The sequence below is a fragment of the Xenorhabdus siamensis genome, assembly GCF_037996745.1.
In the GTDB taxonomy this organism is placed as follows: Bacteria; Pseudomonadota; Gammaproteobacteria; order Enterobacterales; family Enterobacteriaceae; genus Xenorhabdus; species Xenorhabdus indica.
In genome coordinates this window covers 153,607-179,319 of record NZ_JBBMXE010000009.1, presented here as the reverse complement: position 1 = coordinate 179,319, position 25,713 = coordinate 153,607, and the positions used below count along the sequence as shown (strand labels likewise).

The 25,713-nt window shown below is 44.2% G+C and carries 20 protein-coding genes; 11 read left to right on the top strand and 9 right to left on the bottom strand.

Annotation, left to right across the window (positions count from 1 at the left end):
- Window positions 1-98 precede the first annotated feature (98 nt).
- A complete protein-coding gene (gene tolC, locus AAC852_RS09910) occupies window positions 99-1,460 on the bottom strand; it encodes an outer membrane channel protein TolC (RefSeq protein WP_340620887.1) in 1,362 nt (453 codons plus the stop codon).
- 220 nt (window positions 1,461-1,680) lie between these two features.
- Here tolC and nudF point away from each other — a divergent pair, with 220 nt between their 5' ends.
- From nudF to folA, 10 genes are all read left to right on the top strand, one after another.
- Entirely contained in the window at window positions 1,681-2,334 is a 654-nt protein-coding gene (gene nudF / locus AAC852_RS09905; RefSeq protein WP_340620886.1) for an ADP-ribose diphosphatase, read from the top strand.
- Between the two features lie 105 nt (window positions 2,335-2,439).
- Entirely contained in the window at window positions 2,440-3,279 is an 840-nt protein-coding gene (gene cpdA / locus AAC852_RS09900; RefSeq protein WP_340620885.1) for a 3',5'-cyclic-AMP phosphodiesterase, read from the top strand.
- Window positions 3,279-3,887: an esterase YqiA gene (gene yqiA, locus AAC852_RS09895; RefSeq protein ID WP_340620884.1), complete on the top strand. Its 609-nt coding sequence runs from the start codon at window positions 3,279-3,281 to the stop codon at window positions 3,885-3,887. Before cpdA ends, yqiA begins: the two co-directional genes overlap by 1 nt.
- A 140-nt stretch (window positions 3,888-4,027) precedes the next feature.
- Window positions 4,028-5,923, top strand: coding sequence for a DNA topoisomerase IV subunit B (parE, locus tag AAC852_RS09890; RefSeq protein WP_340620883.1), 1,896 nt, complete (start codon window positions 4,028-4,030; stop codon window positions 5,921-5,923).
- A 146-nt stretch (window positions 5,924-6,069) separates the two neighbouring features.
- The gene (parC, locus tag AAC852_RS09885; protein WP_340620882.1) at window positions 6,070-8,316 is read left to right on the top strand and encodes a DNA topoisomerase IV subunit A; all 2,247 of its coding nucleotides are present in this window, start codon (window positions 6,070-6,072) and stop codon (window positions 8,314-8,316) included.
- Window positions 8,317-8,400: 84 nt separating this feature from the next.
- Window positions 8,401-9,141 carry a 1-acylglycerol-3-phosphate O-acyltransferase gene (locus AAC852_RS09880; RefSeq protein ID WP_340620881.1) on the top strand — a complete coding sequence of 247 codons (741 nt, stop codon included), beginning with the start codon at window positions 8,401-8,403 and terminating at the stop codon, window positions 9,139-9,141.
- 322 nt (window positions 9,142-9,463) lie between these two features.
- Entirely contained in the window at window positions 9,464-10,888 is a 1,425-nt protein-coding gene (gene ftsP / locus AAC852_RS09875; protein ID WP_340620880.1) for a cell division protein FtsP, read from the top strand.
- Between the two features lie 503 nt (window positions 10,889-11,391).
- Window positions 11,392-11,823 carry a JHE-like toxin PirA gene (locus tag AAC852_RS09870; RefSeq protein WP_340620879.1) on the top strand — a complete coding sequence of 144 codons (432 nt, stop codon included), beginning with the start codon at window positions 11,392-11,394 and terminating at the stop codon, window positions 11,821-11,823.
- A gap of 104 nt (window positions 11,824-11,927) precedes the next feature.
- Entirely contained in the window at window positions 11,928-13,205 is a 1,278-nt protein-coding gene (locus AAC852_RS09865) for an insecticidal delta-endotoxin Cry8Ea1 family protein (protein WP_340620878.1), read from the top strand.
- A gap of 293 nt (window positions 13,206-13,498) precedes the next feature.
- Window positions 13,499-13,984: a type 3 dihydrofolate reductase gene (folA, locus tag AAC852_RS09860; RefSeq protein ID WP_340620877.1), complete on the top strand. Its 486-nt coding sequence runs from the start codon at window positions 13,499-13,501 to the stop codon at window positions 13,982-13,984.
- A gap of 75 nt (window positions 13,985-14,059) precedes the next feature.
- Here the strand turns inward: folA and apaH are convergent, their stop codons facing one another.
- From apaH to lptD, 6 genes are all read right to left on the bottom strand, one after another.
- Window positions 14,060-14,884 (bottom strand): bis(5'-nucleosyl)-tetraphosphatase (symmetrical) ApaH, encoded by an 825-nt coding sequence (gene apaH, locus AAC852_RS09855; protein ID WP_340620876.1) that lies wholly within the window; start codon window positions 14,882-14,884, stop codon window positions 14,060-14,062.
- Between the two features lie 2 nt (window positions 14,885-14,886).
- Window positions 14,887-15,264, bottom strand: a complete 378-nt coding sequence (apaG, locus tag AAC852_RS09850) for a Co2+/Mg2+ efflux protein ApaG (RefSeq protein WP_340620875.1) — start codon at window positions 15,262-15,264, stop codon at window positions 14,887-14,889.
- Window positions 15,265-15,299: 35 nt separating this feature from the next.
- Entirely contained in the window at window positions 15,300-16,115 is an 816-nt protein-coding gene (gene rsmA, locus AAC852_RS09845; protein ID WP_340620874.1) for a 16S rRNA (adenine(1518)-N(6)/adenine(1519)-N(6))-dimethyltransferase RsmA, read from the bottom strand.
- Window positions 16,108-17,100: a 4-hydroxythreonine-4-phosphate dehydrogenase PdxA gene (gene pdxA, locus AAC852_RS09840; RefSeq protein WP_340620873.1), complete on the bottom strand. Its 993-nt coding sequence runs from the start codon at window positions 17,098-17,100 to the stop codon at window positions 16,108-16,110. The genes rsmA and pdxA overlap by 8 nt, the downstream gene beginning before the upstream one ends.
- Window positions 17,090-18,391, bottom strand: a complete 1,302-nt coding sequence (gene surA / locus AAC852_RS09835) for a peptidylprolyl isomerase SurA (protein WP_340620872.1) — start codon at window positions 18,389-18,391, stop codon at window positions 17,090-17,092. Before surA ends, pdxA begins: the two co-directional genes overlap by 11 nt.
- A gap of 67 nt (window positions 18,392-18,458) precedes the next feature.
- Window positions 18,459-20,804: an LPS assembly protein LptD gene (lptD, locus tag AAC852_RS09830; RefSeq protein WP_340620871.1), complete on the bottom strand. Its 2,346-nt coding sequence runs from the start codon at window positions 20,802-20,804 to the stop codon at window positions 18,459-18,461.
- 200 nt (window positions 20,805-21,004) lie between these two features.
- On the opposite strand from lptD, the gene djlA reads away from it, so the two are divergent.
- A complete protein-coding gene (gene djlA, locus AAC852_RS09825; protein ID WP_340620870.1) occupies window positions 21,005-21,814 on the top strand; it encodes a co-chaperone DjlA in 810 nt (269 codons plus the stop codon).
- A 70-nt stretch (window positions 21,815-21,884) separates the two neighbouring features.
- Here djlA and rluA read toward each other — a convergent pair whose 3' ends face one another.
- Window positions 21,885-22,538 carry a bifunctional tRNA pseudouridine(32) synthase/23S rRNA pseudouridine(746) synthase RluA gene (rluA, locus tag AAC852_RS09820; RefSeq protein WP_340620869.1) on the bottom strand — a complete coding sequence of 218 codons (654 nt, stop codon included), beginning with the start codon at window positions 22,536-22,538 and terminating at the stop codon, window positions 21,885-21,887.
- A gap of 245 nt (window positions 22,539-22,783) precedes the next feature.
- Window positions 22,784-25,693 carry an RNA polymerase-associated protein RapA gene (rapA, locus tag AAC852_RS09815; RefSeq protein WP_340620868.1) on the bottom strand — a complete coding sequence of 970 codons (2,910 nt, stop codon included), beginning with the start codon at window positions 25,691-25,693 and terminating at the stop codon, window positions 22,784-22,786.
- Between the last annotated feature and the right edge of the window lie 20 nt (window positions 25,694-25,713).

The following is a 25,713-nucleotide window of genomic DNA, read 5'->3' as shown; positions in this document are numbered from 1 at the left end:
GGATCTTATTAAAAAATAGCCCACACAACGGCGGGCTGCTTTATTAGTATAGCGTCTTTAATATAACGTTTTTTAATTGAAAACGATAGCGCATTAATTCATCGAATTGATGGCGTTTTCATCTCTTTAATAATACTGCTAGCGGAAGTTGGAACCTGTGCACCTAACAGGTTATTCAGTGCCGCCAGATCCTCTTCATTTAAAGTACCGCGGGCCTGCTTATTAATTAACAGATTGAGCAGATAATCATAACGTGCTTTAGAGAGAATCCGCTTTGTCTCGTACAGCTTAGAGGTGGAATTCAGTACATCAACGATGGTACGGGTTCCTACATGATAACCTGCCTCTGTGGAGTGTAATGAGCTTTCGGCAGAGAGCACAGCTTGTTTGTTAGCTTCAATACTACTGATAGAGGCTGCAATATTATTGGTAGAAGAACGTACATCCTGAATTACTTTGCGGTAAGTATTTTCCAGTTCTTGGCTACTGGCGACAAAATCATATTTGGCCTGTTCAACTTGAGAACTGGTTGCTCCGCCACTATAAAGTGGCAGATTTAAGGTTACACCGACAGAATTGCTTCCAGAATATTGATTGTTGTATGCTCCGTTACGGTAATGTTTATTACTGACCCCTGTACTTGCCGATAATTTGATGGTTGGCATATAGCCGGTTTGTGCGTCTTTAATTTGCTCGCGTTTCAAATCTTGCGTCAAACGTGCGGATAACAAGCTCAGATTGTGAGCTTCAGCTTCTTTTAGTATAACTTCGGCCGGTTCAGGCTTATTTGTCTTGAAGCGTTCAATATTTAATGCAGCCAACTGTGGATAATAAACACCGGTAATCAGACGTAATTTTTCCAGAGAATTGTCCAGGTTGTTACGATCAGAAACTTCCTGTGCCAGAATGCTGTCATATTGGGCACGGGAGTTCTGCACGTCAGTAATGGCAGCCAGCCCTACATTGAAGCGTTGAGTTATTTGATCTAATTGTCGATACAGTGAGGCTTTCTGGGCGTCGGTATAGGTCAGAGAATCAATCTTATTCAGAACATCAAAATAGGCACTGGCAGTATCCAGAATTAATTGCTGCTGGGTTTTTTGGTAAGTAATATCGGCAATTCCTGCATTCTTTTCAGCCTGACTCAGCTTGTTCCATGTGGACATATTGAAAATTGTCTGGCTCAGAGTTAACTGCGCATTAGGACCATAGTTTTCTTGTTTGTCATTGCGAAAATTTTTGTCATAGTTAACTCCCGCCCCCAGTTCTAATTGAGGTAACAAAGGACTACGGGCTATATTAATTCCTTCAAAAACCGAATTGCGGTCAGCCAGTGCCTTAAGCAATTCAGGATTAGTTTCTTTTGCTTGTTTGTAAATTTGCAATAGATCTTCTGCATGGCTTGAGGTACTGAAACCTACCAAATTTATAGCGATAAAAAGAGATAGCAATTTTTTCATTTGCGTTCCTTGTTGTGCAGCTATTTTGCCTAAGTTGCCTCTGCATAAAAAACAATATTACAGATTCTAGCAGAGAATACTTGCAGGATAGGGTGGCTGTTTGTGCCATATTGCCTTATTTTCTGGTCTGTTTGTATCTTCAAAATGAATTTATTTAGACCAATATGACAAAATACATTTTAATAATAGGTTAATAAAAGGATAACAATCAGGAGTCTTTATGCGTGAAGATTTTGCCTCACAGCTTGTTCCTACAAAACCACGTACTTTTACGAAACAAGATGTTGAAGTTATTTCCCGCAAGCCGCTCTACCGTGGTTTTTTTAAAATGACGGAATATCAATTCAGACACCGTCTGTTTTGTGGAGGATGGAGTGAAACCATTAAACGTGAAGTGTTTGAGCGAGGTCATGCAGGCATTTTGTTACCTTATGATCCGATACGTGATGAAGTGGTTCTGATTGAACAAATCCGCATTCCGGCAATTGAAACCAGTCAAACACCGTGGTTGCTGGAAGTGATTGCAGGCATGATCGAAGAAGGGGAAATTGCCGAACAGGTTGTTCGCCGTGAGGCGATGGAGGAAGCGGGTATTGAGGTCAAACGTTGTCAACCGGCATTGAGTTATCTTTCAAGTCCCGGAGGAACAACCGAGCGTATGCATATTTTTGTTGGGGAGGTCGATTCTTCTACTGCTTTTGGTATTCATGGTCTGGAAGATGAAAATGAAGATATCCGGGTGCTGGCTGTCAGTCGCGAACAGGCTTACCAATGGGTAGAGGAGGGAATTATCGATAATGCGGCTTCAGTTATTGCAATACAGTGGCTGACGTTGCACCATGAAAAACTTAAAAAAGCGTGGTTGGAGAGATAATCTCTAATTTGCCTTGGGAAACGTGAAGTGTGCCCCAGTCAGCAGATCTTATGTGAAAAAGCACGTTAGAATAATCCCCTATGATCGACAGGAAAAGGAAACCATTTGGAAAGCCTGCTTGAAATACCTGTGGCAAAAGGCGCCACAGCAAGAATATTGCAAATCACCGACATGCACCTTTTCGCCAATAAAGGTGACTCACTGCTAGGCGTTAATACCTACCGCAGTTATCATGCTGTGCTGGATGCGATCCTTGAGCAGAATCTCGATATCGATTTGGTAGTTGCTACAGGTGATTTGGTTCAGGATCAAACTACCGGTGCTTATCAACATTTTGTTGAAGGCGTTGCCCGTTTGCCTGCCCCTTGCGTTTGGTTGCCTGGTAATCATGATTATCAACCTGCGATGGTTGATGTCTTGACAGCCGCGGAGCTCCCTCTTTCTAAGCAAATATTCATTGGTCAGCACTGGCAATTGATCATGCTGGATAGTCAAGTGCAGGGAGTTCCACACGGTGAATTAACGGATTATCAGCTTGAGTGGATGACAAAATGTCTGGATGAGCACAGTGATCGTTACGCGATGGTCATGTTGCACCACCATCCTGTACCATCGGGTTGCACCTGGTTGGATCAACACTGTTTACGTAATGCTCCTGCATTAGCAGAATTCTTGAAAGATAAACCGCAGGTGAAAACAATACTGTGTGGGCATATTCATCAGGAGCTGGATGATATGTGGAATGGTATTCGTGTTATGGCGACGCCATCAACGTGTGTGCAATTTAAACCACATTGTACTAATTTTATGCTTGATACAGTGGCCCCGGGTTGGCGTTATCTTGAATTGTCTGTGACTGGCGAGGGAGAAGCGAAATTACAAACGCAGCTTCACAGGCTCAAGAGTAATGAATTTTGCCCGGATTTAGATTCGGACGGGTATTAATGTCAACATTACTTTATCTACATGGTTTTAACAGTTCACCACAATCAGAGAAAGCCAATACGCTGAAAACATGGCTGCACCAACAGCATCCTGAAATAGATATGTTGGTGCCACAATTACCTCCTTATCCTGAAGATGCAGCCGCCTTGTTGGAAGAACTGGTAATAAGTCGTGCCGGAGAACACATTGGTTTGGTCGGTTCTTCACTCGGTGGCTATTTGGCTATTTGGCTTTCACAATGTTTTGGCCTGCCAGCCGTAGTCGTCAATCCTGCGGTTCGTCCATTCGATATTCTTCAGGATTATCTGGGGGAAAATATGAACCCCTATACTAAAGAGCGGTATACTCTTGAACAAAGCCACATCTATGATCTCAAAGTGATGCACATTGACCCGTTGGAGTCACCGGATCTTATCTGGTTATTGCAACAAACCGGGGACGAAGTGCTGGATTACCGTCAGGCGGTTGCATATCTGATGCAGTGCAGGCAGACGGTCGAATCAGGTGGGAATCATGCTTTTATTGGTTTCGAATACTATTTCCCTCAAATCATTGACTTCTTGGGGCTAACCAGTGGCGATAGTAAAAAAATTGCCAAAAACAAGTAAGTGACTGGTATTATCAACAGTATCTACCCAATGGATTTTCGGGTGAGGCCGCAACCCATAAATCGGTAACCCGGGAAACGCAGGGTAATCAATACTGATTGACCCTCTTTAAATCATGAAGCAACCGACAGAATTACAACATGACTCAATCTAGTTATAACGCAGAGGCCATTGAAGTCCTCAGTGGCCTGGAGCCAGTTCGTCGTCGTCCAGGAATGTATACCGACACAGCCCGCCCGAATCATCTGGCACAGGAAGTGATCGATAATAGTGTGGACGAAGCGTTAGCTGGTCACGCGAAGCATATTGAAGTGATCCTCCACAGCGATCAGTCTCTGGAAGTGATAGATGATGGCCGTGGTATGCCGGTTGATATCCATCCTGAAGAAAAAGTATCAGCAGTTGAGTTGATCCTGACCCGCCTACATGCAGGTGGTAAATTTTCCAATAAAAACTACCAATTTTCCGGTGGATTGCATGGCGTGGGGATTTCAGTAGTTAATGCCCTGTCCAAACGAGTCGAAGTGACCGTTCGTCGTGATAGCCAGGTTCATCAGATCGCTTTTGAAAATGGCGATAAGGTGCAGGAGCTGGAAGTTATCGGGAGCTGCGGAAAACGTAATACAGGCACTAGTGTTCATTTCTGGCCGGATGAAAGTTATTTCGATACTCCTCGCTTCTCGACTTCGCGCTTGACCCACCTTCTGAAAGCGAAGGCGGTCTTGTGTCCGGGCGTGGAGATTGTCTTTAAGGACAAACTGGCAGGAACAGCACAAAAATGGTGTTATGCCGATGGCCTGACAGATTACTTGCTGGAAGCCGTCAATGGGCTGGTGACATTACCGCAATCGCCATTTGTGGGCACTCTCAGCGGTGAAACCGAAGCGGTTGACTGGGCATTGCTCTGGCTGCCGGAAGGTGGCGAATTGTTGGGAGAAAGCTATGTTAACCTGATCCCGACGATACAAGGTGGAACCCATGTTAATGGCTTGCGTCAAGGGTTGTTGGATGCAATGCGTGAGTTCTGTGAATTCCGCAATATACTGCCTCGCGGTGTTAAACTTTCCGCAGATGATATCTGGGATCGCTGTGCCTACGTGTTATCCCTCAAAATGCAGGATCCACAATTTGCCGGACAGACCAAAGAGCGTTTATCATCGCGCCAGTCTGCGGCCTTTGTTTCCGGTGTTGTCAAAGATGCTTTCAGTCTGTGGTTGAACCAGCATATTCAGGAAGCTGAACAATTGGCTGAAATGGCAATTGCCAGTGCACAGCGCCGTATGCGTGCAGCAAAGAAAGTCGTGCGTAAAAAACTGACTAATGGCCCTGCACTGCCGGGTAAACTGGCAGACTGTACGTCACAGGATCTGAATGTCACCGAACTGTTTTTGGTGGAAGGGGATTCCGCAGGCGGTTCTGCCAAACAAGCTCGTGATCGTGAGTTTCAGGCGATTATGCCTCTGCGTGGTAAGATCCTGAACACATGGGAAGTCTCTTCAGATGAGGTACTGGCTTCACAGGAAGTGCATGATATTTCCGTAGCCATCGGTATTGATCCTGACAGTGAAGATGTCAGCCAACTACGTTACGGTAAAATTTGTATTCTGGCGGATGCGGATTCTGATGGCTTGCATATTGCAACACTTTTGTGCGCCTTGTTTGTCCGCCATTTCCCGACATTAGTAAAACGTGGTCATGTTTATATGGCAATGCCACCATTGTATCGCATTGATCTTGGTAAAGAGGTGCACTATGCGCTGGATGAAGGTGAAAAGAGCGCGATATTAGACCGCCTGAGCCGCAAGCGTGGCAAACCGAATGTTCAGCGCTTCAAAGGGTTAGGTGAAATGAACCCAATGCAATTACGTGAAACCACATTAGACCCCAATACTCGCCGTCTGGTGCAATTGACTATCAACGATGAGAATTATCAGGAAACCCTCTCCGTTATGGATATGCTTCTGGCGAAAAAACGCTCGGAAGATCGCCGTAATTGGTTGCAAGAAAAGGGTGATGCCATCGAGATTGAGTTATAGCGCAACCCAGTTATAACGCATTTAGTTATCACACTGCTTGGTTATGACACAGTTTGTATAACACAAATTAGGTGTAACCAACATTGGGTGTAACTAACAGAAGCATAGCGCACGGTAGTCAAGACAGATTCTGAGGAAATTAATACATGAGTGAGATAACTCACGATGGTGTAGAGCGTCAACCACTCCACACATTCACTGAAAACGCCTATTTGAACTATTCCATGTACGTCATCATGGACAGGGCGCTGCCTTTTATCGGTGATGGCTTAAAGCCTGTTCAGCGCCGTATTGTCTATGCGATGTCAGAACTTGGGCTGAATAACAGTGCAAAATTCAAAAAATCGGCCCGTACTGTTGGTGATGTACTGGGTAAATACCATCCACATGGAGATGGTGCCTGTTATGAAGCAATGGTCTTGATGGCGCAGCCTTTCTCCTACCGTTATCCATTGGTGGATGGTCAGGGGAACTGGGGGGCTCCAGATGATCCAAAATCTTTTGCAGCGATGCGTTATACCGAATCCCGCCTGTCTAAGTATGCAGAATTACTGCTGAGTGAACTTGGCCACGGTACGGTAGATTGGGTGCCAAACTTTGATGGTACGTTGCAGGAACCCAAAATGCTGCCTGCACGCCTGCCGAATATCCTGTTAAACGGAACTACGGGTATTGCTGTTGGTATGGCGACCGATATACCTCCACACAATACGCGTGAAGTAGCAAACGCGCTGATCGCTATGTTGGATAAACCTGAATGTTCACTTGATGAAGTCATGGAGTATGTGAAGGGACCGGATTATCCAACAGAAGCGGAAATCATCACTTCAAAAGAAGATATCCGTAAAATCTACAAAAATGGCCGCGGTTCAATACGTATGCGTGCCGTGTGGTCAAAAGAAGAGGGCAATGTTGTTATTACTGCTCTGCCACATCAAGTATCCGGTGCGAAAGTGTTGGAACAGATTGCAAGCCAGATGCGTTCAAAGAAACTGCCGATGGTAGATGATCTACGTGATGAATCCGATCATGAAAACCCGATACGTTTGGTGATTGTGCCAAGAACGAATCGTGTGGATGTTGAGCAGGTCATGAATCATCTGTTTGCAACTACCGATCTGGAAAAAAGCTATCGTGTTAACCTCAACATGATTGGTCTGGATAATCGTCCAAGTGTAAAAGGTCTGGTCGAAATCCTCAGTGAGTGGTTGGTTTTCCGGCGTGAAACGGTGCGTAACCGCCTGAATCATCGTCTGGAAAAAGTACTTAAGCGTCTGCACATTCTGGAAGGTTTGCTGACAGCGTATCTCAACATTGATGAAGTTATCCATATCATCCGTAGTGAAGATGAACCAAAACCAGTACTGATGCAGCGTTTTGGATTAACGGAAACACAGGCAGAAGCGATTCTGGAGCTGAAACTGCGTCATTTGGCGAAGCTGGAAGAAGTTAAAATCCGTGGTGAGCAGGATGGGCTGGCAAAAGAGCGGGATAAACTTCAGGCTATCCTTGGTTCTGAGCGTAAGCTGAATACCCTGCTGAAAAAAGAAATTATTGCGGATGCGGCAAACTATGGCGACGAGCGCCGTTCTCCGCTGAAAGAGCGTTCAGAAGCAAAGGCCATGAGCGATCACGATATCCTGCCATCTGAGCCGATCACTGTTGTCATGTCCCAAATGGGTTGGGTACGTAGTGCGAAAGGGCATGAAATCGATCCTGCGGGTTTGAATTACAAATCCGGTGACAGCTTCCGTAGTGCTGTGCGTGGTAAGAGTAATCAGCCAGTGGTCTTTATTGATAGTACGGGGCGTAGTTATTCCGTTGACCCATTGGACTTGCCATCTGCCAGAGGGCAGGGGGAACCTTTGACCGGCAAACTGGCATTACCGGCAGGGGCGTCTGTTGAACATCTGCTAATGGCGAAAGACGATCAGAGATTTTTGATGGCATCTGATGCAGGTTATGGCTTCATCTGTACTTCCAATGACCTGATTGCTAAAAACAGGGCGGGGAAGGCACTGATTACGTTGCCACAGAATGCTAAGGTCATGCCACCATTGGAGATCATCAATGAGCAGGATGATATGTTACTGGCGATCACTAAGGCAGGTCGTATGTTGATGTTCCCGGTCGCAGATCTTCCACAGCTTTCAAAAGGCAAAGGTAACAAAATTGTTTCCATTACCGCCTCTCAGGCCGCTTCAGGAGAAGATATGTTGAGCTGGTTGCTGGTATTGTCTCCGAAATCCTCAATTACACTTTATTTCGGTAAACGCAAATTGCAGCTTCACCCAGAGGATTTGCAGAAATTCCGGGCAGAGAGAGGACGCAAAGGAACTTCACTGCCACGCGGATTACAGCGTGTTGAACGTGTAGAAGTGTTGAGTGTGTAATAAATAAAAACATCTTAAATAACCTTAATAGCGGGTCAGCGTGGCGCTGGCCTGCCTTGCTACAGGAAACCGCAAGAGAAAACTATGTTAACCATTATTCGTGGGATCATTGTTATTTTATTCACCATTTTGATCTGTATATTTGGTGGAATTTACTGTTTATTTAGTCCGCGCGATCCGCGACATGTGATGACCTTTGGCCGGGCATTTGGCAAGCTACACAAAATATTCGGTATCACATTGATAGAGCGTATTCCTGAAGATTCTTCTCAATATGGTGCGAGCATCTATATTGGTAATCACCAGAATAACTACGACATGATCACTATGTCGAATGCTGTACAGCCACGCACGGTGACTGTTGGTAAGAAGAGTCTGCTCTTTATCCCTTTCTTTGGTCAGTTGTACTGGCTGACGGGGAATATCCTGATTGACAGGGAAAACCGGACAAAAGCGCACGGAACAATTTCACAAGTTGTGGATCAGATCAAAAAGAATCGAGTTTCTGTCTGGATGTTCCCGGAAGGTACTCGCAGTCGTGGGCGTGGTTTACTGCCGTTTAAAACCGGTGCTTTTCATGCGGCCATTGCGGCTGGTGTACCGATTGTGCCTGTTTGCGTCTCCTCAACCCATGACAGAATAAAACTCAATCGTTGGAATAATGGTGTTGTTATTGTTGAGATGTTGCCTCCCATTGATACGGCAAAATATACCAAAGAGCAGGTGCGTGAATTGGCTGAATATTGCCGCCAAATGATGCAAGCCAAGATTGAAGAGCTGGATAAAGAAGTAGACGAACTTAACAAACGTAGTCAGTTGAATTAAAAATAAATATTCTAGCATTACAGCCCCTTTCTTTCTGGTTTGGGGATGAATTCTGACTATAAGTTTAAGATAGTTTTAGAATTTATCCCCTATTCGCGATATGATTGTTTTTTAATAAGTTAACGTTTTTATTAAATGCAATTGATAACGCATAATCAATAGAACGTAATTCGACAGAATAATAAATCCTAATATCCCCACATTGGGGAGTTCATTCACTTACCACCGCGATGTAACTCGAAATTTATTGAGTGTGCATAAGCAATCAATTTGGGATGCTATTCTTTCTTGTCGTGGAGATTATTCCTGCCGTGGAGAAAATATGTCACTGAGTCGGCGCCAATTTATTCAGGCATCTGGTTTGGCAATGTGTTTAGGGGCGCTCCCTTTTGCGGTTCGAGCTAATAAAGATCAACAAACGGCATTGCCTGTTCCCCCTTTGCTGGAGCCCCGTAGCGGACAGCCTCTGTTTTTGGCTCTACAGAAATCCAACTGGTCTTTTGATGGAAAAAATAAGGCTTCGGTATGGGGTATCAATGGGCTTTACTTGGGGCCGACTATTCGTGTCCGTAAAGGAGATAACGTTAAGCTGATATATAGCAACCGCTTGCCAGAGCCTGTTTCAATGACGGTGAGTGGGTTGCAAGTCCCCGGAACATTAATGGGTGGAGCAACACGTTTGATCCCCTCTAACGGAAATTGGTCGCCCGTCATTCCCATTGAGCAGCCGGCAGCGACATGCTGGTATCACGCGAATACACCACACCGAATGGCGAGACAGGTTTATGCAGGACTAGCGGGAATGTGGTTGGTAGACGATGAAAGCAGCCGTAACTTACCTTTGCCTAAACATTATGGGGTTGATGATTTCCCCATTATTCTGCAAGACAAACGGTTGGACAATTTTGGTACTCCCCGGTATGACAAAGCCTCTGCCGCTCAGGGCTTTCTTGGTGATACATTAGTTGTTAATGGTGTGGAAGATCCTTTTATTGAAGTTGCCAAGGGCTGGATCAGACTGCGTTTATTGAATGCAGCCAATGCTCGCCGCTTCCAATTGCAACTCAGTGATGGTAGCCCTTTTTATATGGTTGCGACCGATCAGGGCCTGCTGCCTGCGCCAGTTGCAGTGCAGACGCTTTTTCTTGCACCGGGAGAACGTCGTGAAGTACTGGTGGATATGTCAAAAGTGGATAGCGTGGTTATTAGCGCAGGTGAATCTGCTGGCATGATTGATCGCCTGAAAGGGCTATTTGAACCCTCCAACAAATTACGTTCAACGAATGTTCTGACAATTAAATCGGGGGGATTATTACCTTTGGTCACGGAAGCGTTACCCGCTCAGCTTGTAGTGGATATGGCGGAAATTAATACTTCGATTCGCAATCGGCAGATCGTTTTAGGGGATAAAACACAAGGGATCAATGGCGCATTATTACATTCAGGCCGTATCGATATAACCAGCCACCAGGGGGCGTGGGAACGTTGGGTAGTCACTACCTCGGTTCCACAACCTTTCCATATTGAAGGTGCCAGATTTAAGGTCATCAACCACAACGGTATGCGGCCAGAGCCTCAGGATTATGGCTGGAAAGATACTGTCTGGGTTGATGGCAGAACAGAGTTGCTGGTAAATATGATGCAGCCATCGTATGAACATTACCCTTTTATGTATTACAGCCAGATATTGGAAATGGCGGATCATGGGGTGGCAGGGCAATTGGTTGTTAGTCCGGCGGGGATGTAAGGTCTCTTATGAGACCTTTTTTACGGTTGTTAGCATGTCTGATTTGAAGGAGAAATAAAGAAAACGGGTATTAATAATAATCAGTAAACTGTATTATCCAAATCTTTCTTATGAAAATATTTTCGGTTTAGATAAATAAATACGGCTGTAACACTAATAATAACAATATTTATCACTTACACGGTTAAGATTAATATCTATCAATAAATGTTCTCTGTATCTGCTTATTGAATTATACACTTAAATAAGTAATATAATTTTTAAGCTGAGTTGCCAATTTTTATATTTTATACTGCTTACTAATATGTTTAGAATACCCGCGGCAAAAACATATAGGTTCAATATATCCATTAATAAAATAAACGATTATCTGTAAGGAGAAACTATTCATAATTATAGATAACCCTATAATGATATATAAAGATCATGAAAATAAAAATAGTTAATATTCTACAAACGAGAAATTATATTCTAACCACTCATTAACAATAGGAAAGGATTTTATGATCACAATAAATATAAATACAAACGGTGTTAATGGTATTACAATTACAAATAGTAATAATGAACCTACTCCAGTACCGGCAACTTATGGTCCAAATACACCAGCATCAGAACCCACTACAGTCAGTAATTATAGTGATATAACCATAGAACCACATTCTTCTGTACAGGCAACAAGAATTGATACGCCTATTATTCCTGAAGCACGTCCCGATTACTATGTAGCCAACTCCGGCCCTGCACCAACAGTTAGGGCTGTTTTTTATTGGTCTCATTCTTTCACATCAGAATGGTTCGAATCTTCTTCTATCACAGTGAACGCAGGAGAGGATGGAATATTAAAAGCACCTGGTAACTCTTTATATTACAGCAAAGTCGTAATTTATAATGACACAGATAAGCGAGCCTTTGTTACTGGATATAATAAATAATGATATAAAATCTATTTATAATCAATGGATTTTAATTTGAGAAATATCCAATTAATTTATTGTTTAACTACAGATTAATTAAGGTATTAAGGTAAAATAATATTATGAATACCACACCTATTACTATATCTACAAATGAAACATCGCCTTTACTGACTGACGTAATGCCCATGGATCTTTATGCAGTGTCCACGCCTGATTATGAATGGGATATGTCGTCAATCATAAAGGATGCTATTATTGGTGGTATAGGATTTATTCCAGGTCCGGGCCCGGCATTATCCTTCCTGTTAGGACTATTTTGGCCTCAACAAAAAGACAATACTTGGGAGCAAATTCTCCAAAAAGTAGAGCAGATGATAGAGGATGCTGTTCTGCAAACCATTAAAGGAATACTTAATGGAGAAGTACAAGAGATCAAAGGGAAAATGGAACATGTAGAATCTATGCTGAAAAACTCGCCTGGGAGTCAGGAAAGTCATGATGCATATATGTTCCTGGCAAGATATCTGGTGAGTATAGATGAAAGATTCAAATCTTTTGATAATAGAACAAATTACCAGATTCTCCCAATGTATACTAACACTATTATGTTACAGATCCCTTATTGGAAAATGGGAATAGAGAAGAAAAAAGATATTGGGCTGACAGATATTGAAGTTAATGAATTAAAAGAACTTATCGACAAATTAGTGGGTAAGGCCAAGAACTATATTCATACGATGTATACTAATGAATATAACGATGCTATAAACACATCAACAGCAGGGAGTGTCACTAATAATTTATTATCTGTAAGAGGATATTGTTTATTACACGGTTTAGAGTGTATTGAATTAATTGAGCATATACAGAATAATAGCCTTGAAAGTGGTTTCTATCCTAAAACTATCAGTTATTCGACTGTGTTTGATCGTCCGACTAACAAAATGAGAATTCAGGCTCTTACAGAAGACGATGCAATGCAGGAGCCTTTCAAGCCATCTTTAATTAATGGGAAATACAATAAAATACAATCCATAATTGGATATGTACAAAGAATTGGGAATGCACCTAGAGTTGGTGGTATTAAAATTACATTTACCAACGGCTCATATTATACACTTGGTACGGTGACCTCAGAAACGAATTCGATTGAACTAAATGATAGTGTGATCGAAAGCTTGGAAGTATGGGGAAATGGTGCTGTTGATGAGGCATTATTTAAGTTAAGTGATGGGCGTTTATTACGTATTGGTGAGCGTTACGCGAAAAAATACAGAAAATATGCTGTTGATCATCACTATATTGCGGGGATTTACTTGGCCAGCGATGAGCCTTCACTTGCTGGTCAAGCCGCAGGTATTGCCGTTTCATATCATATGATGGCTGACAAAAAATAATATTTGCTAATAGAATTAGAATACTAGTTTGGTTGTAATTTATTGTTAATTTCAAGTTGTTGTTTAGTTGCAAAGAATCCCCCTGGTCACATAGTGATTGATGTGACCAGAGGTAATCTTTTCTACTCTAAACAAAGGTAATTGACTTTATTGTTGTTGCGTTGCAATCTGAAATCTATTAGACGTATAGGCTAATTATTTGTTCTGAATAAATTGCTAATCTTATCGACTGTCACAACCCCTTTCCGTATAGTGTCCACAGTTTTTATACTACATGCCTGTAAGGTGACTTAATGAATATCAGCTTGATTGCTGCGATGGCTATGGATCGAGTTATTGGTATGGAAAATACCATGCCGTGGACTCTGCCGGGCGATTTAGCCTGGTTTAAACGTAATACACTGGGAAAACCAATCGTAATGGGAAGGGTAACTTATGAATCGATTGGTCGTCCTTTACCGGGGCGGCTGAACATCATAATCAGCCGTCAGCCAGCCAGTGACGATCGCGTAACTTGGGTAAGCTCAGTCGAAGAAGCATTGGCCGCGGCAGGTGATGTTGAGGAAGTGATGGTGGTAGGCGGAGGTAAAATTTATGAACAATTTATTCCTCTGGCTAACCGCATGTATCTGACACATATTGATGCAGAAGTGATTGGTGATACTCATTTCCCTGATTATGAACCAGATGAATGGAACTCGATCTTTACCGAATACCATGACGCAGATGAACATAACTCACATGGCTACTGTTTTGAGATTCTAGAACGGCGCAAGTGATCTTATTTGCCAATCAGATTTGAGATACGGAGTGTCAAAAGACACTCCGGCATTACCTAAATATCACGAATCTAATCAATCTGAAGCTATAACTAAGGCGGGTTGGCTAAAATATTGCTTATCTTCCCAACGCAAAAGAGTCAGTTTGCCTCCCCAGCAACAACCTGTATCCAAAGCATAGATACCAGCAGGCGTGCCCTGACCTTCCAGCGCTGCCCAGTGACCGAACGCAATGGAATAATCCTCAGGGATATTGCGTGGTAATTCAAACCAGGGTTTCAGTGGAGCAGGCGCATTTTCAGGTTTGGACTTGCAAATCATATCTAGCTGGCCATTCGGGAAACAATAGCGCATCCGTGTTAATACGTTAGTACTGTAGCGCAACCGTGCTAATCCACTTAATTTGGGTGACCAGCTATTGGGTATATCACCATACATAGCGTTAAGAAACAGGGGATAACTGTCACTGCGCAGAATCACTTCTACTTCACGGGCACACATTTTGGCTGTATCCAGATCCCATTGCGGGGTTAGCCCTGCATGTGTCATGACCAACTTCAGTTCATCATCGATCTGTAATACCGGCTGTTTTCTGAGCCAATTAACTAACTCATCGACATCTGGAGCAGCAAGCAACTCATCCAATTGATCTTTGGGTTTATTGCGGCTGATCTTGTTATACACAGCCAGCAAATGCAGATCATGATTGCCTAAAACCAGCTTAACGGCGGAACCAAGCTGTTTAACATAGCGCAGAACAGCCAGTGAATCAGGGCCACGGGCGACTAAATCCCCCGTTAGCCACAACGTATCTTTGTCAGGATGAAAATCGACCTGTTGTAAGAGCGCAATCAGCTCACGATAACAGCCGTGAATATCGCCGATAAGGTATGTAGCCATAGTTAATTTATCAGTGTTGGAATAGCCAATCGGAACACCGGAATAATCGCACGAAACGGATGGCCACTGTGATCAATCATCTCATAGTAACCTTCCATGGTCCCCAAAGGGGTTTCAAGAACAGTTCCGCTGTTATAGCGATATTCCGTTCCGGGTGGGATTACAGGTTGTTTTCCCACAACCCCTTCCCCCTGAACTTCTGTTTGGTGACCATTACTGTTGGTAATACGCCAGTAACGACTAATGAGTTGCACCGGGGAATGCCCAAGATTGCGAATTGATATTGTATAAGCAAACACAAAACGTTGTCGTTCCGGCTCTGATTGGCTTTCTACGTAAGTGCTTTGAACTTGAATATAAACTCTTGGTTCGTTGAGCATAGCTGCCTCCTGTTACTGCAACGGATGTTCGGTAATTAGACCGTTTCAGGTTGAGACGATAACCAGTTAGCCATCTTACAGTATTGTTCGACCGAAATATTTTCAGCGCGTGTGCTCGGATCGATTCCCAACTCAGATAGCTGTTCAACTGAAAATAGGTCACTCAGGCTATTACGGATAGTTTTGCGTCGTTGATTAAATGCTTGGGTGGTGATCCGGGCTAACTTGCGAATATCCTGAACCGGATAAGGTATAAACTTATGAGGGATTAATCGCACGATGGCTGAATCGACTTTCGGAGCCGGGGTAAATGCTGTAGGTGGTACTTCAAGAACAGGGATTATGTGGCAGTAGTACTGCGCCATTACACTTAAACGCCCGTAGGCTTTACTACCAGGCCCTGCAACAAGACGATTCACCACTTCTTTTTGCAACATAAAATTCATATCAGCGATAGCATCAGTATAGCTGAAAAGATGAAACATCAACGGAGTAGAGATGTTATAGGGCAAGTTACCAAATACACGCAGAGGCTGTCCTTGCGCTTTAGCAATCTGACCAAAATCAACGGTCATGGCATCTTGCTGAATAATAGTCAGCTTGTCTTTCAATTTGGGATGGACGTGTAGACGAGCCGCCAGATCACGGTCAAGTTCGACGACAGTCAATTTATCCATACGCTCGCCAACCGGTTCGGTCAGGGCTCCCAGACCCGGCCCAATCTCTACCATAGCCTGTTCAGGCTGTGGATCCATAGCATCGACAATGCTATCAATAATAAATTGATCGGTTAAGAAATTTTGCCCAAAGCGTTTACGGGCATGATGCCCTTGGTGGACTTTATTATTCATTACTGTTTTGTATCATTTTAATTGCTAGATTCAATGCGGTGATAAAACTTCCCACATCAGCTTGACCTGTCCCCGCCAGCTCCAATGCTGTGCCATGATCGACAGAAGTTCGGATGAATGGCAGCCCCAAAGTGATATTCACGGCTTTGCCAAAACCCTGGTATTTTAACACGGGCAGCCCCTGATCGTGATACATAGAAAGCACAGCGTCAGCATGATCCAGATATTTTGCCTGAAACAAGGTATCAGCAGGCAATGGGCCTTCCAGCCAAATACCTTCTTTCCTTAAGCTGTCTAATGCCGGAATAATTACATCTATTTCTTCACGCCCCATATGCCCACCTTCACCAGCGTGAGGATTTAAGCCACAAACATAAATATGAGGGCGCTGTATACCGAATTTGGTCTTCAGGTCATGGTTGAGGATAGTCACTACTTCCCGCAGAGAATCAAAGGTAATCGCTTTAGGAACGTCCAAAATGGGCAAATGTGTTGTCGCTAGTGCTACCCGTAATTCTTCTGTTGCCAACATCATAACGACTTTTGAACATTGGCTAAGATCAGCAAAAAATTCAGTATGCCCGGTGAAGGCTATCCCTGCATCATTGATAACGCCTTTATGAACAGGGCCTGTTACCAGTGCTGAAAAATCACCGTTCAAGCAACCATCGCAGGCTTTTTCCAGTGTTTCTGTGACATAACTACCATTTTCTCGGTTTAATTCGCCAGCGATAGCCGGAGTATGGAGAGAAACGGGCAGAATCGTCAGTGTTCCGGCAGCCTGTGAGGAAGATGGGTGTTCAGGAGAATAAGGTTGTAATTGCAGTGGAAGATTTAGTTGCCTGGCACGAGAAAGCATAAGCTCAGGATCGGCGCACACAACCAGTTGGATAGGCCATTCAAATTGTGCAAGGGCAATAACTAAATCAGGACCAACCCCGGCTGGTTCGCCGGGGGTAATAATAATGGGTTTATTATTGTGCATCGCTACCATCTAAAATTTTCACATAAGCGGAGGCGCGTAATTCCTGAAGCCAGGTTTGCGCTTCTTCACTGAATTTACGGTTGAATAGTAATCGGTAGGCGCGATCTTTTTGTGCAGCATCAGTTTTGTCTACTTTGCGGGTATCCAGCAATTGGATCAAATGCCAGCCGAAAGAAGAGTGAACGGGTTGGCTGATTTCACCTTTCTGGAGTTTAACCAAAGCATCGCGGAAAGCAGGGGCATAGGTACTTGGTAAATTCCAGCCTAGTTCACCGCCACGCAGGGCAGAACTCGGATCTTCAGAATACTCTTTTGCTGCTTTTTCGAAGGTAATTTTGCCGCTTAAGATCTCTTCCCGGATCTGTCTCAATTTATCGCGGGCCTGATCATCATTCATAACAGGTGATGTTTTTAGCAGGATATGACGAGCATTAACTTCAGTAACTGCAACGGATGCACTGCCGCCACGGATATCATTAACTTTCAGAATGTGAAAACCAACACCGGAACGGATTGGACCAATCACCTGTCCTCTCTGAGCTGACTGGAGTTTTTCAGCAAATAGTGACGGCAGCTCTTGTAATTTGCTCCAGCCCATATTGCCGCCTTTTAAGGCTTGTGTATCGCTGGAGTAGGTGATAGCCAGTTTACCGAAATCGCTGCCATTTTTAAGTTCAGACAAGATTTTGTTTACAGTAGCTTCTGCTTTTTCGACCTGAGCAGGCGTCGGATTTTCTGGCAGAGGGATCAAAATCTGGCTGATATTCAATTCAGTATTCTGATGATCATGGCTACTGAGCTGATTAGCTATAGAGTCAACTTCTTGTGGCAGGATAGAAACACGACGGCGTACTTCGTTGTTACGCACTTCTGCAATCAGCATCTCTTTGCGGATTTGATTGCGGTAGGTATCGAAATTCATGCCGTCCGCAGCCAGACGTTGTTTCAGTTGAGCAACGCTCAGATGATTCTGCGCAGCAATATTTTCGATAGCAGAATCCACATCCTTCTCAGGGACAGAGAGCTGCATCCGTGCTGCCATTTGCAGAATGATGTCATCCATAATCAGACGTTCAAGGATCTGGTGACGCAATGTTTTCGCATCTGGCATTTGTTGACCAGCTTGTTTTGCGTTGATTTTAACGGATTCTAAAAGGTTGTTGACGTCACTTTCCAGTACGACATCGTTATTAACAATGGCAGCAACCTTATTGAGTTCTTGCGGAGCTGCAACTGCGGCAGTGTTCATTGCAAACATCAACCCGAGAATAATCGTTCTCCAGTTCTTCATATGTTTCCCATCATATCAATCCCGCCATAAGGCGGGGTTATTGTGTTTACATTGTGTTTAATTGGTATCAGAAAGCACGTTGATAAGGCAAAATACCTTGTTGCAGCATCTTCAGGCTACCTAAACTGTAATTATTGCTTAAGCCACGGAGTTCAACATTGAGTGACCATTTGTTGTCATATTCACTTTGGTTGTTTTTCCAGTTTACGATCTTACGCTCGTAACCGACATTCACAGCCCAACAACAGGTACTATATTGCATGCCAACCATCTTGCTGGCAGGTTGCTTTTCTTTGGTATCGTAGTAATACGCTCCCACGAGCGCCCAACGATCACCTAACGGCCAACTTCCTACCATACCTACCTGAGAAATGCCTTGCTGGTATGCCGGAGCACTTCTAAGGGTGGCCTGGATATAATCGCGATCAACAAAGCGATAGTTTAATTGTATCAGACGGTCAGCGTCACGTCGGTACTCCACTACCGAATTACCCATTGCGACTTTGCTCAGGCGGGTATCATACTGAACTCCACCTTTGAATCCCCATGATGAGCTGATCTTCCATTCAACATCACCGGCCCAGGTTGTAGACCCTGTTCTTTTCTTAGTACCAACGGTACTTTGGTTTGTCTGAGTAGGCTCTATATCTTCAACACGCGGAGCTTCAAAGTAATAGATTTGACCTACAGACAAGCTAAAACGTTCAACTAAATCTTCATCATAGATGCGGGTAGTGATACCGCTTGTAAACTGATTGGCTGATGAAATGCGATCCAGACCACTGTAAAAACGGTCACGGAACAAGCCAGTATAGTTGGCTTGCAGCAAAGAAGAATCGTAGTTGTAAATGTTATTCTGGCTCTTATAAGGAACGTAGAGATACTGGATGCGCGGTTCCAGTGTCTGGGTATAAGCCGGATTAAAAGACATGGCGCGTTCAAATACCATCTTCGCATCTGATTTAAATTGTGGCAGAACGCGATTTGCTGATTTTTCTAATTGAGAATTTTTTTGAGCAGCAGGAATATCCTGCTGATAATAGGTTGCCATCAACTTAACTTCATTATTGAGGCTCGCCCAGTGATTGGAAAGCGGCAGATTAATGGATGGCTCCAGATGCCAGCGAACTGCGTTTGGCTGATCTTTACCTACGCTGGTAAATTTAGCAAATTGCGCATAAGTGCGGAAATCAAATGGCCCCAAATCATTCTTATAATAATTCAGATCCAACTGAGGTGTCGCACGGTAAGCTTTTCTGCCATCACTGACGGTAAAAATTTGAAATTGCTTGGTTGTTAAGGTTGCATTCCAGTTCTGTTGCGCATAACCAATACTGAATTTTTGTGTCGCATAGCCATCAGTACTAGTACCGTATTGAGAGGTGAAATCAGTAAAATAATGAGGATCGCTGACCTTAGTATATTCGGCACTGAAACGCCAAACCTGGTTCATGACACCGCTGTGGTTCCAGTAGAATAACCAGCGGTTGTTGCTATCCCGTTCAGGTCTGAGATTGAATTTTTTATCATCTGCATACAGGCGGTCATTACCAATCCAATCCAATGCGACAGTTCCCAAACCTGCTTTTGTTAAGTAACGGAATTCATTATTAAATTTAAGCCCACGTTTGCTGATCAGATGTGGAGTAATGGTAGCATCATAATTAGGGGCAATGTTCCAGTAGTAGGGTAACAAGAACTGGATGCCGTTTTTATTGGAAAAACTGGCATTAGGGATCAAAAAACCAGAGCGGCGTTTATCACCAATCGGCAGTTGCAGGTAAGGGGTATAAAACACGGGGACATTGGCGATTCTGAATCGGGCATTCCAAATCTCTGCCACTTCTTCCTGACGATCCAGAATGACTTCTGAACCTACAACGCTCCAGCTATCATTACCCGGTAGACAGGAAGTGAACACTCCATTATTTAAAATGGTATAGCGGTTTTCATTGCGTAGCATCATCTTATCAGCGTTGCCACGCCCCTGACGACCGACCATTTGGTACTTGCCTTGTTCCACGTCTGTGTCTTTAGTGGTTAAGTTAGACCAGGCCCGTGGCCCTTTCAGGATAATTTGGGGGTCATCATATCTGACATTCCCTGTGGCGGTAATAGTCCGTACCGGAATTGAATCTTCTGTTTGTTCGAATCTGACTTTGTCGGCTGTCAGCGTTTTGTTGCCTTGTTGGATATTTACATTGCCGACAAATTCAACCGCAGTGGGATATTCACCATGTGTATCATCAGACTGAATATGAATCGGGAGTTTATTAGGGTCCCCTGTAATAATGGGTTTGTCATAAACAGGGACGCCCAGCATACACTGTGCTGCAAGGTCAGCGTGTGCTTGCTGACTGTAAAGTGCTGCCCATACCATAGTGGCTAGCAAAGTGGGGTAACTTTTATTCATAGATGCTTATGCGGTTCCATCATCAGTGGCATCACGCCGACAAACGCTGAGAGACTAACGCACTTGATAGATATGCGCCAGAGTAAAGTTAAATTTCACTAATCTTGCTGTTAGGCACAGAGCTTAATGAATAGTATGATAATGATGAACAGTATGATAATGCAAAATTTCGCTCAGGGCATTGAGGAATTGAAGAGTATATGCAGTATTGGGGAAAATTATTAGGGTTAATATTTGGTATTGCGTCTGGTGCCGGCTTCTGGGGCATTGTTATTGGGATATTGCTAGGGCACATTCTTGACAAAATCAGAATACGCAATCAGGGAACGCCAGCCAAAAATCCATCCCGACAAGCGCTGTTTTTCCGTAGTACCTTTCAGATATTAGGGCATCTGACCAAATCGAAAGGTCGGGTGACTGAAACGGATATCCAGCTAGCCAGTCAGCTTATGGATAGAATGCAACTGCATGGTGAGGCACGAATTGCAGCACAGCGGGCATTTCGTGAAGGTAAACATCCTGAATTTCCACTGCGTGAGACATTGAAACAACTTCGTCGAGCCTGCTTTGGACGCTTTGATCTGGTCAGAATGTTTCTCGAAATTCAGCTTCAGGCAGCATTTGCTGATGGCGAGCTGCATCCGAATGAAAGAAGAGTGCTGTTTGTGATCGCGGAAGAACTGGGAATTTCCCGCATTCAATTTGAACAATTTCTTGCCATGATGGAAGGGGGGCGCCATTTCGGTGGACAATACCAGCAGCATGGTCATTATCAGGGGCCTGGTCAACAACGGGCGACGTTGGAAGATGCGTGTAAGGTGTTGGGTGTTAAGCAAAATGATGATGCTACAACGATTAAACGGGCTTATCGGAAACTGATGAGTGAACACCATCCCGATAAGCTGGTGGCAAAAGGTTTACCACCAGAAATGATGGAAATTGCCAAACAAAAAGCACAGTCTATTCAATCCGCTTACGATTTGATTAAAAAAGAAAAAGGCTTCAAATAATAGTAATTGCCAACAAAAAATAAATAGTAGTAATTAATGAAACGTAGTAATTGCAGATAAATAGTCGCAATCAGAAGTCTGCCTTACACTCAAAATGCATTGGAGAGCCGTAGGCCGGATGAGTGATCGATAACTCCTGAGCATGTAATTGCAGGCGGGGTGCCAGTTCCCTGGCCTGCTGATGGGCATAGAACCGATCTCCCAGAATGGGATTTCCCAGTGCCAACATATGTACGCGAAGCTGATGGGAGCGTCCGGTGATAGGAGCCAGCCTGACGCGGGTTGCCTGAGCTTCATATTCAAGTACCTGATATTCTGTCTGTGCCGATTTTCCCGTTTCAAAGCAGACTTTTTGTTTTGGTCGGTTTGGCCAGTCGCAGATCAGCGGTAAATCAACCAACCCTTGTTCCTGTTCCAATTTCCCCCAAATGCGTGCGATATAGACTTTTTTCGGTTCACGCTCACGGAATTGCCGTTTGAGTTCACGCTCTGCCGCTTTGGTTAATGCGACCACCATGACACCACTGGTTGCCATATCCAATCGGTGAACAGATTCCGCGGTTGGAAATTCAGCCTGGATCCTCGTCATGATACTGTCTTTGTGCTCTTCTGCTTTACCCGGCACAGAAAGCAATCCGCTCGGTTTATTGACAACCATAATGTGTTCATCTTGATAAAGCACATGTAACCAAGGGTCAGTCGGGGGATTATAAGACTCCAGCATAGTAGCTCCAATGGATTCGGAAAAAATTTGCTCAGAAAAATAACGGGGCGCATTCTAGCAGTATATGATTGAGGGTGTGAGATCAAAATAACGTACATTGATCAAGATAAAACGGATAAGACAAAAGTAAGTAAAAAAACCAAGGGATATCTCTTTGAGAATATCCCTTAGTTGCCAGATAAGTGTTATTGATAACGACTTATTGATGAGCAGTGATTGATCGTCAGTTGCCAGTCAATAGTGATTTACTGGTGAGAAACTATGACCAAGCGGATAGCATCCAGACGCCAGTTTGCCTGATCAAGGTTTAGCAGTAAATGTTTATGCTCAGACTCAATCGCTTCCAGCTCATCATCACGGATGTTCGGGTTAACCGCTTTTAATGCTTCCAGACGTGACAACTCAGCGGACAATACTTCATCAGCTTCTTTTTTCGCTTTTTCGATCAATTCACGCGCTTGTTGCTCAATCAAGGGTTCAGATTGCTGCAAGATAGCATGGACTTCTTTTTGGACTGCATTAACCAACTTGCTGGCATTATGGCGGTTAATGGCATTCAACTGACGGTTGAAACCTTCAAACTCTACCTGAGAAGCCAGATTGGTGCCTTTCAGATCCATCAACAAGCGTAATGGTGTTGGTGGCAGGAAGCGGGTTAATTGCAGGTGTTTCGGTGCCTGAGCTTCGACAACATAAATTAACTCAACCAACAGGGTGCCGACTGGCAGTGCTTTGTTTTTCAGAATAGAAACAGCACAGCTTCCGGTATCTCCTGACAGAATAAGATCCAAACCATTACGGATGATTGGGTGTTCCCAGCTTAGGAATTGCGTATCTTCACGGGACAGTGCTTTTTCACGATCAAATGTGACAGAACAACCATCCTGCGGTAACCCTGGGAAATCAGGCACCAACATGTGATCAGATGGATTGAGGACGATAATATTATCGTTGCGGTCTTCCTGATTAATACCAATAATATCAAACAGATTCAGAGCAAAATTCACCAGATCGGTATTATTATCCTGTGCGGCAATAACTTCAGCCAGTTTTTGCCCTTGTTCGCCACCGTTGGAATTCATCTCCAGCAAACGGTCACGGCCTTGCTCCAATTGTTGTCTGAGTTTCTCGTGGTGTTCGCGACATTCGGTAATAAATTCCTGGAAGCCTGTTTGCTCATTGGGTTTGGCAAGGAAGTTCAATAGCGTTTCATAATATTTGTCATAGATGGAACGACCTGTCGGACAAGTATGTTCAAAAGCATCCAGACCTTCGTGATACCAGCTTAGCAGGACAGATTGCGCGGTGCTTTCCAGATAAGGAACGCTGATCTTGATATTGCGGCTTTGACCAATACGATCCAGACGACCGATACGTTGTTCCAGCAAATCAGGATTGAAAGGCAGATCGAACATCACGAGCTGATTAGCGAACTGGAAGTTACGGCCTTCGGAACCGATTTCAGAACAGAGCAACACTTGTGCTCCTTCTTCTTCAGAAGCGAAGTAAGCAGCGGCACGGTCGCGCTCCAGCAGGGAGAGTCCTTCATGAAATACTGCACTGCGGATACCTTCACGCTCACGCAGAACCTGTTCTAATTGCAGAGCGGTTTGTGCTTTGGCGCAGATCACCAGCACTTTTTCATCGCGATTTGCCAGCAGGAAGCCAAGCAGCCATTCCACACGAGGGTCAAAGTTCCACCAGGTCGCGTTTTCGCCTTCAAACTCCTGATAGATCCGCTCAGGATAGAGCATATCTTTGGCGCGGGCTTCTACCGATTTTTTTGCTCCCATAATTTCAGATACTTTAATGGCAGTCTGATATTGGGCTGGCAATGGCAGCTTAATTTCGTGCAGTTCACGGTGCGGGAAGCCTTTCACACCACCACGGGTATTACGAAACAGCAGCCGGCTGGTGCCGTGGCGATCCATCAACATAGAGATCAATTCACGGCGGGCGTTCTCACTCTCTTCATCTTGATTACTGTTAGCCGCTTTCAGCAGAGGTTCAATATCTTGTTCACTGATCAGTTCAACAATCAGGTTTTGCTGGTCATTGCCCAGTGTCTCGCCGGATAGTAACAGAGTTACCGCATCAGCAACTGGGCGGTACTTTTGTTGTTCATCGATAAAAGCCTGATAATCGTGAAAACGATTCGGATCGAGGAGACGCAAACGGGCAAAATGGCTTTCCTGCCCCAATTGCTCTGGAGTGGCGGTCAGCAGCAGTACAGATGGAATTTGCTCTGACAATTGCTCGATAACATGATATTCACGGCTTGGCGCTTGCTCACTCCATGCCAGATGATGGGCCTCATCTACGACCAGCAAATCCCAGCTTGCTTCCAGCAGATGTTCAAACCGCTGTTTGTTGCGGCGAACAAAATCCAGAGAGCAGATAACCAATTGTTCTGTTTCAAATGGATTATCGCTATCGTGCAGGGCTTCGGCATAACGATCATCATCAAATAGGGAGAAACGCAGATTGAAACGGCGCAGCATTTCCACCAGCCATTGATGCTGGAGGCTGTCTGGCACGATGATCAATACACGTTCTGCACGGCCAGCCATCAACTGTTGATGAATAATCATCCCGGCTTCGATGGTTTTACCCAAGCCGACCTCATCTGCCAATAATACGCGGGGAGCGTGACGCTTGCCGACTTCGTTGGCAATATGTAACTGATGAGGAATCAAGCTGGCGCGAATACCACGCAGTCCACTCTCTGCCAGACGAAATTGTTCGCTTTGATGCTTACGGGCACGGAAGCGCAACGCAAAGCGATCCATTCGGTCAATCTGACCGGCAAACAGGCGATCTTGTGGCTTGTTAAACGTCAGTTTACTATCCAGCAACACTTCCCGCAGGCTGACATTTTCTTCTTCAGTATCTAAACGAGTACCGACATAGATCAGCAGGCCATTCTCTTGCTGAATTTCATCGATCTTGAGTTTCCAGCCTTCGTGACTGGTCACGGTATCACCTGCATTAAACATAACACGGGTAATAGGGGAATCATTGCGTGAGTAGAGGCGGTTTTCTCCGCTGGCTGGAAAAAGCAGCGTTACCATGCGCGCGTCAAGCGCCACGACTGTACCTAATCCAAGTTCGCTTTCTGTATCGCTTATCCAGCGTTGACCAAGAGTAAATGGCATAAATTTTGGCTCAGTTTTCT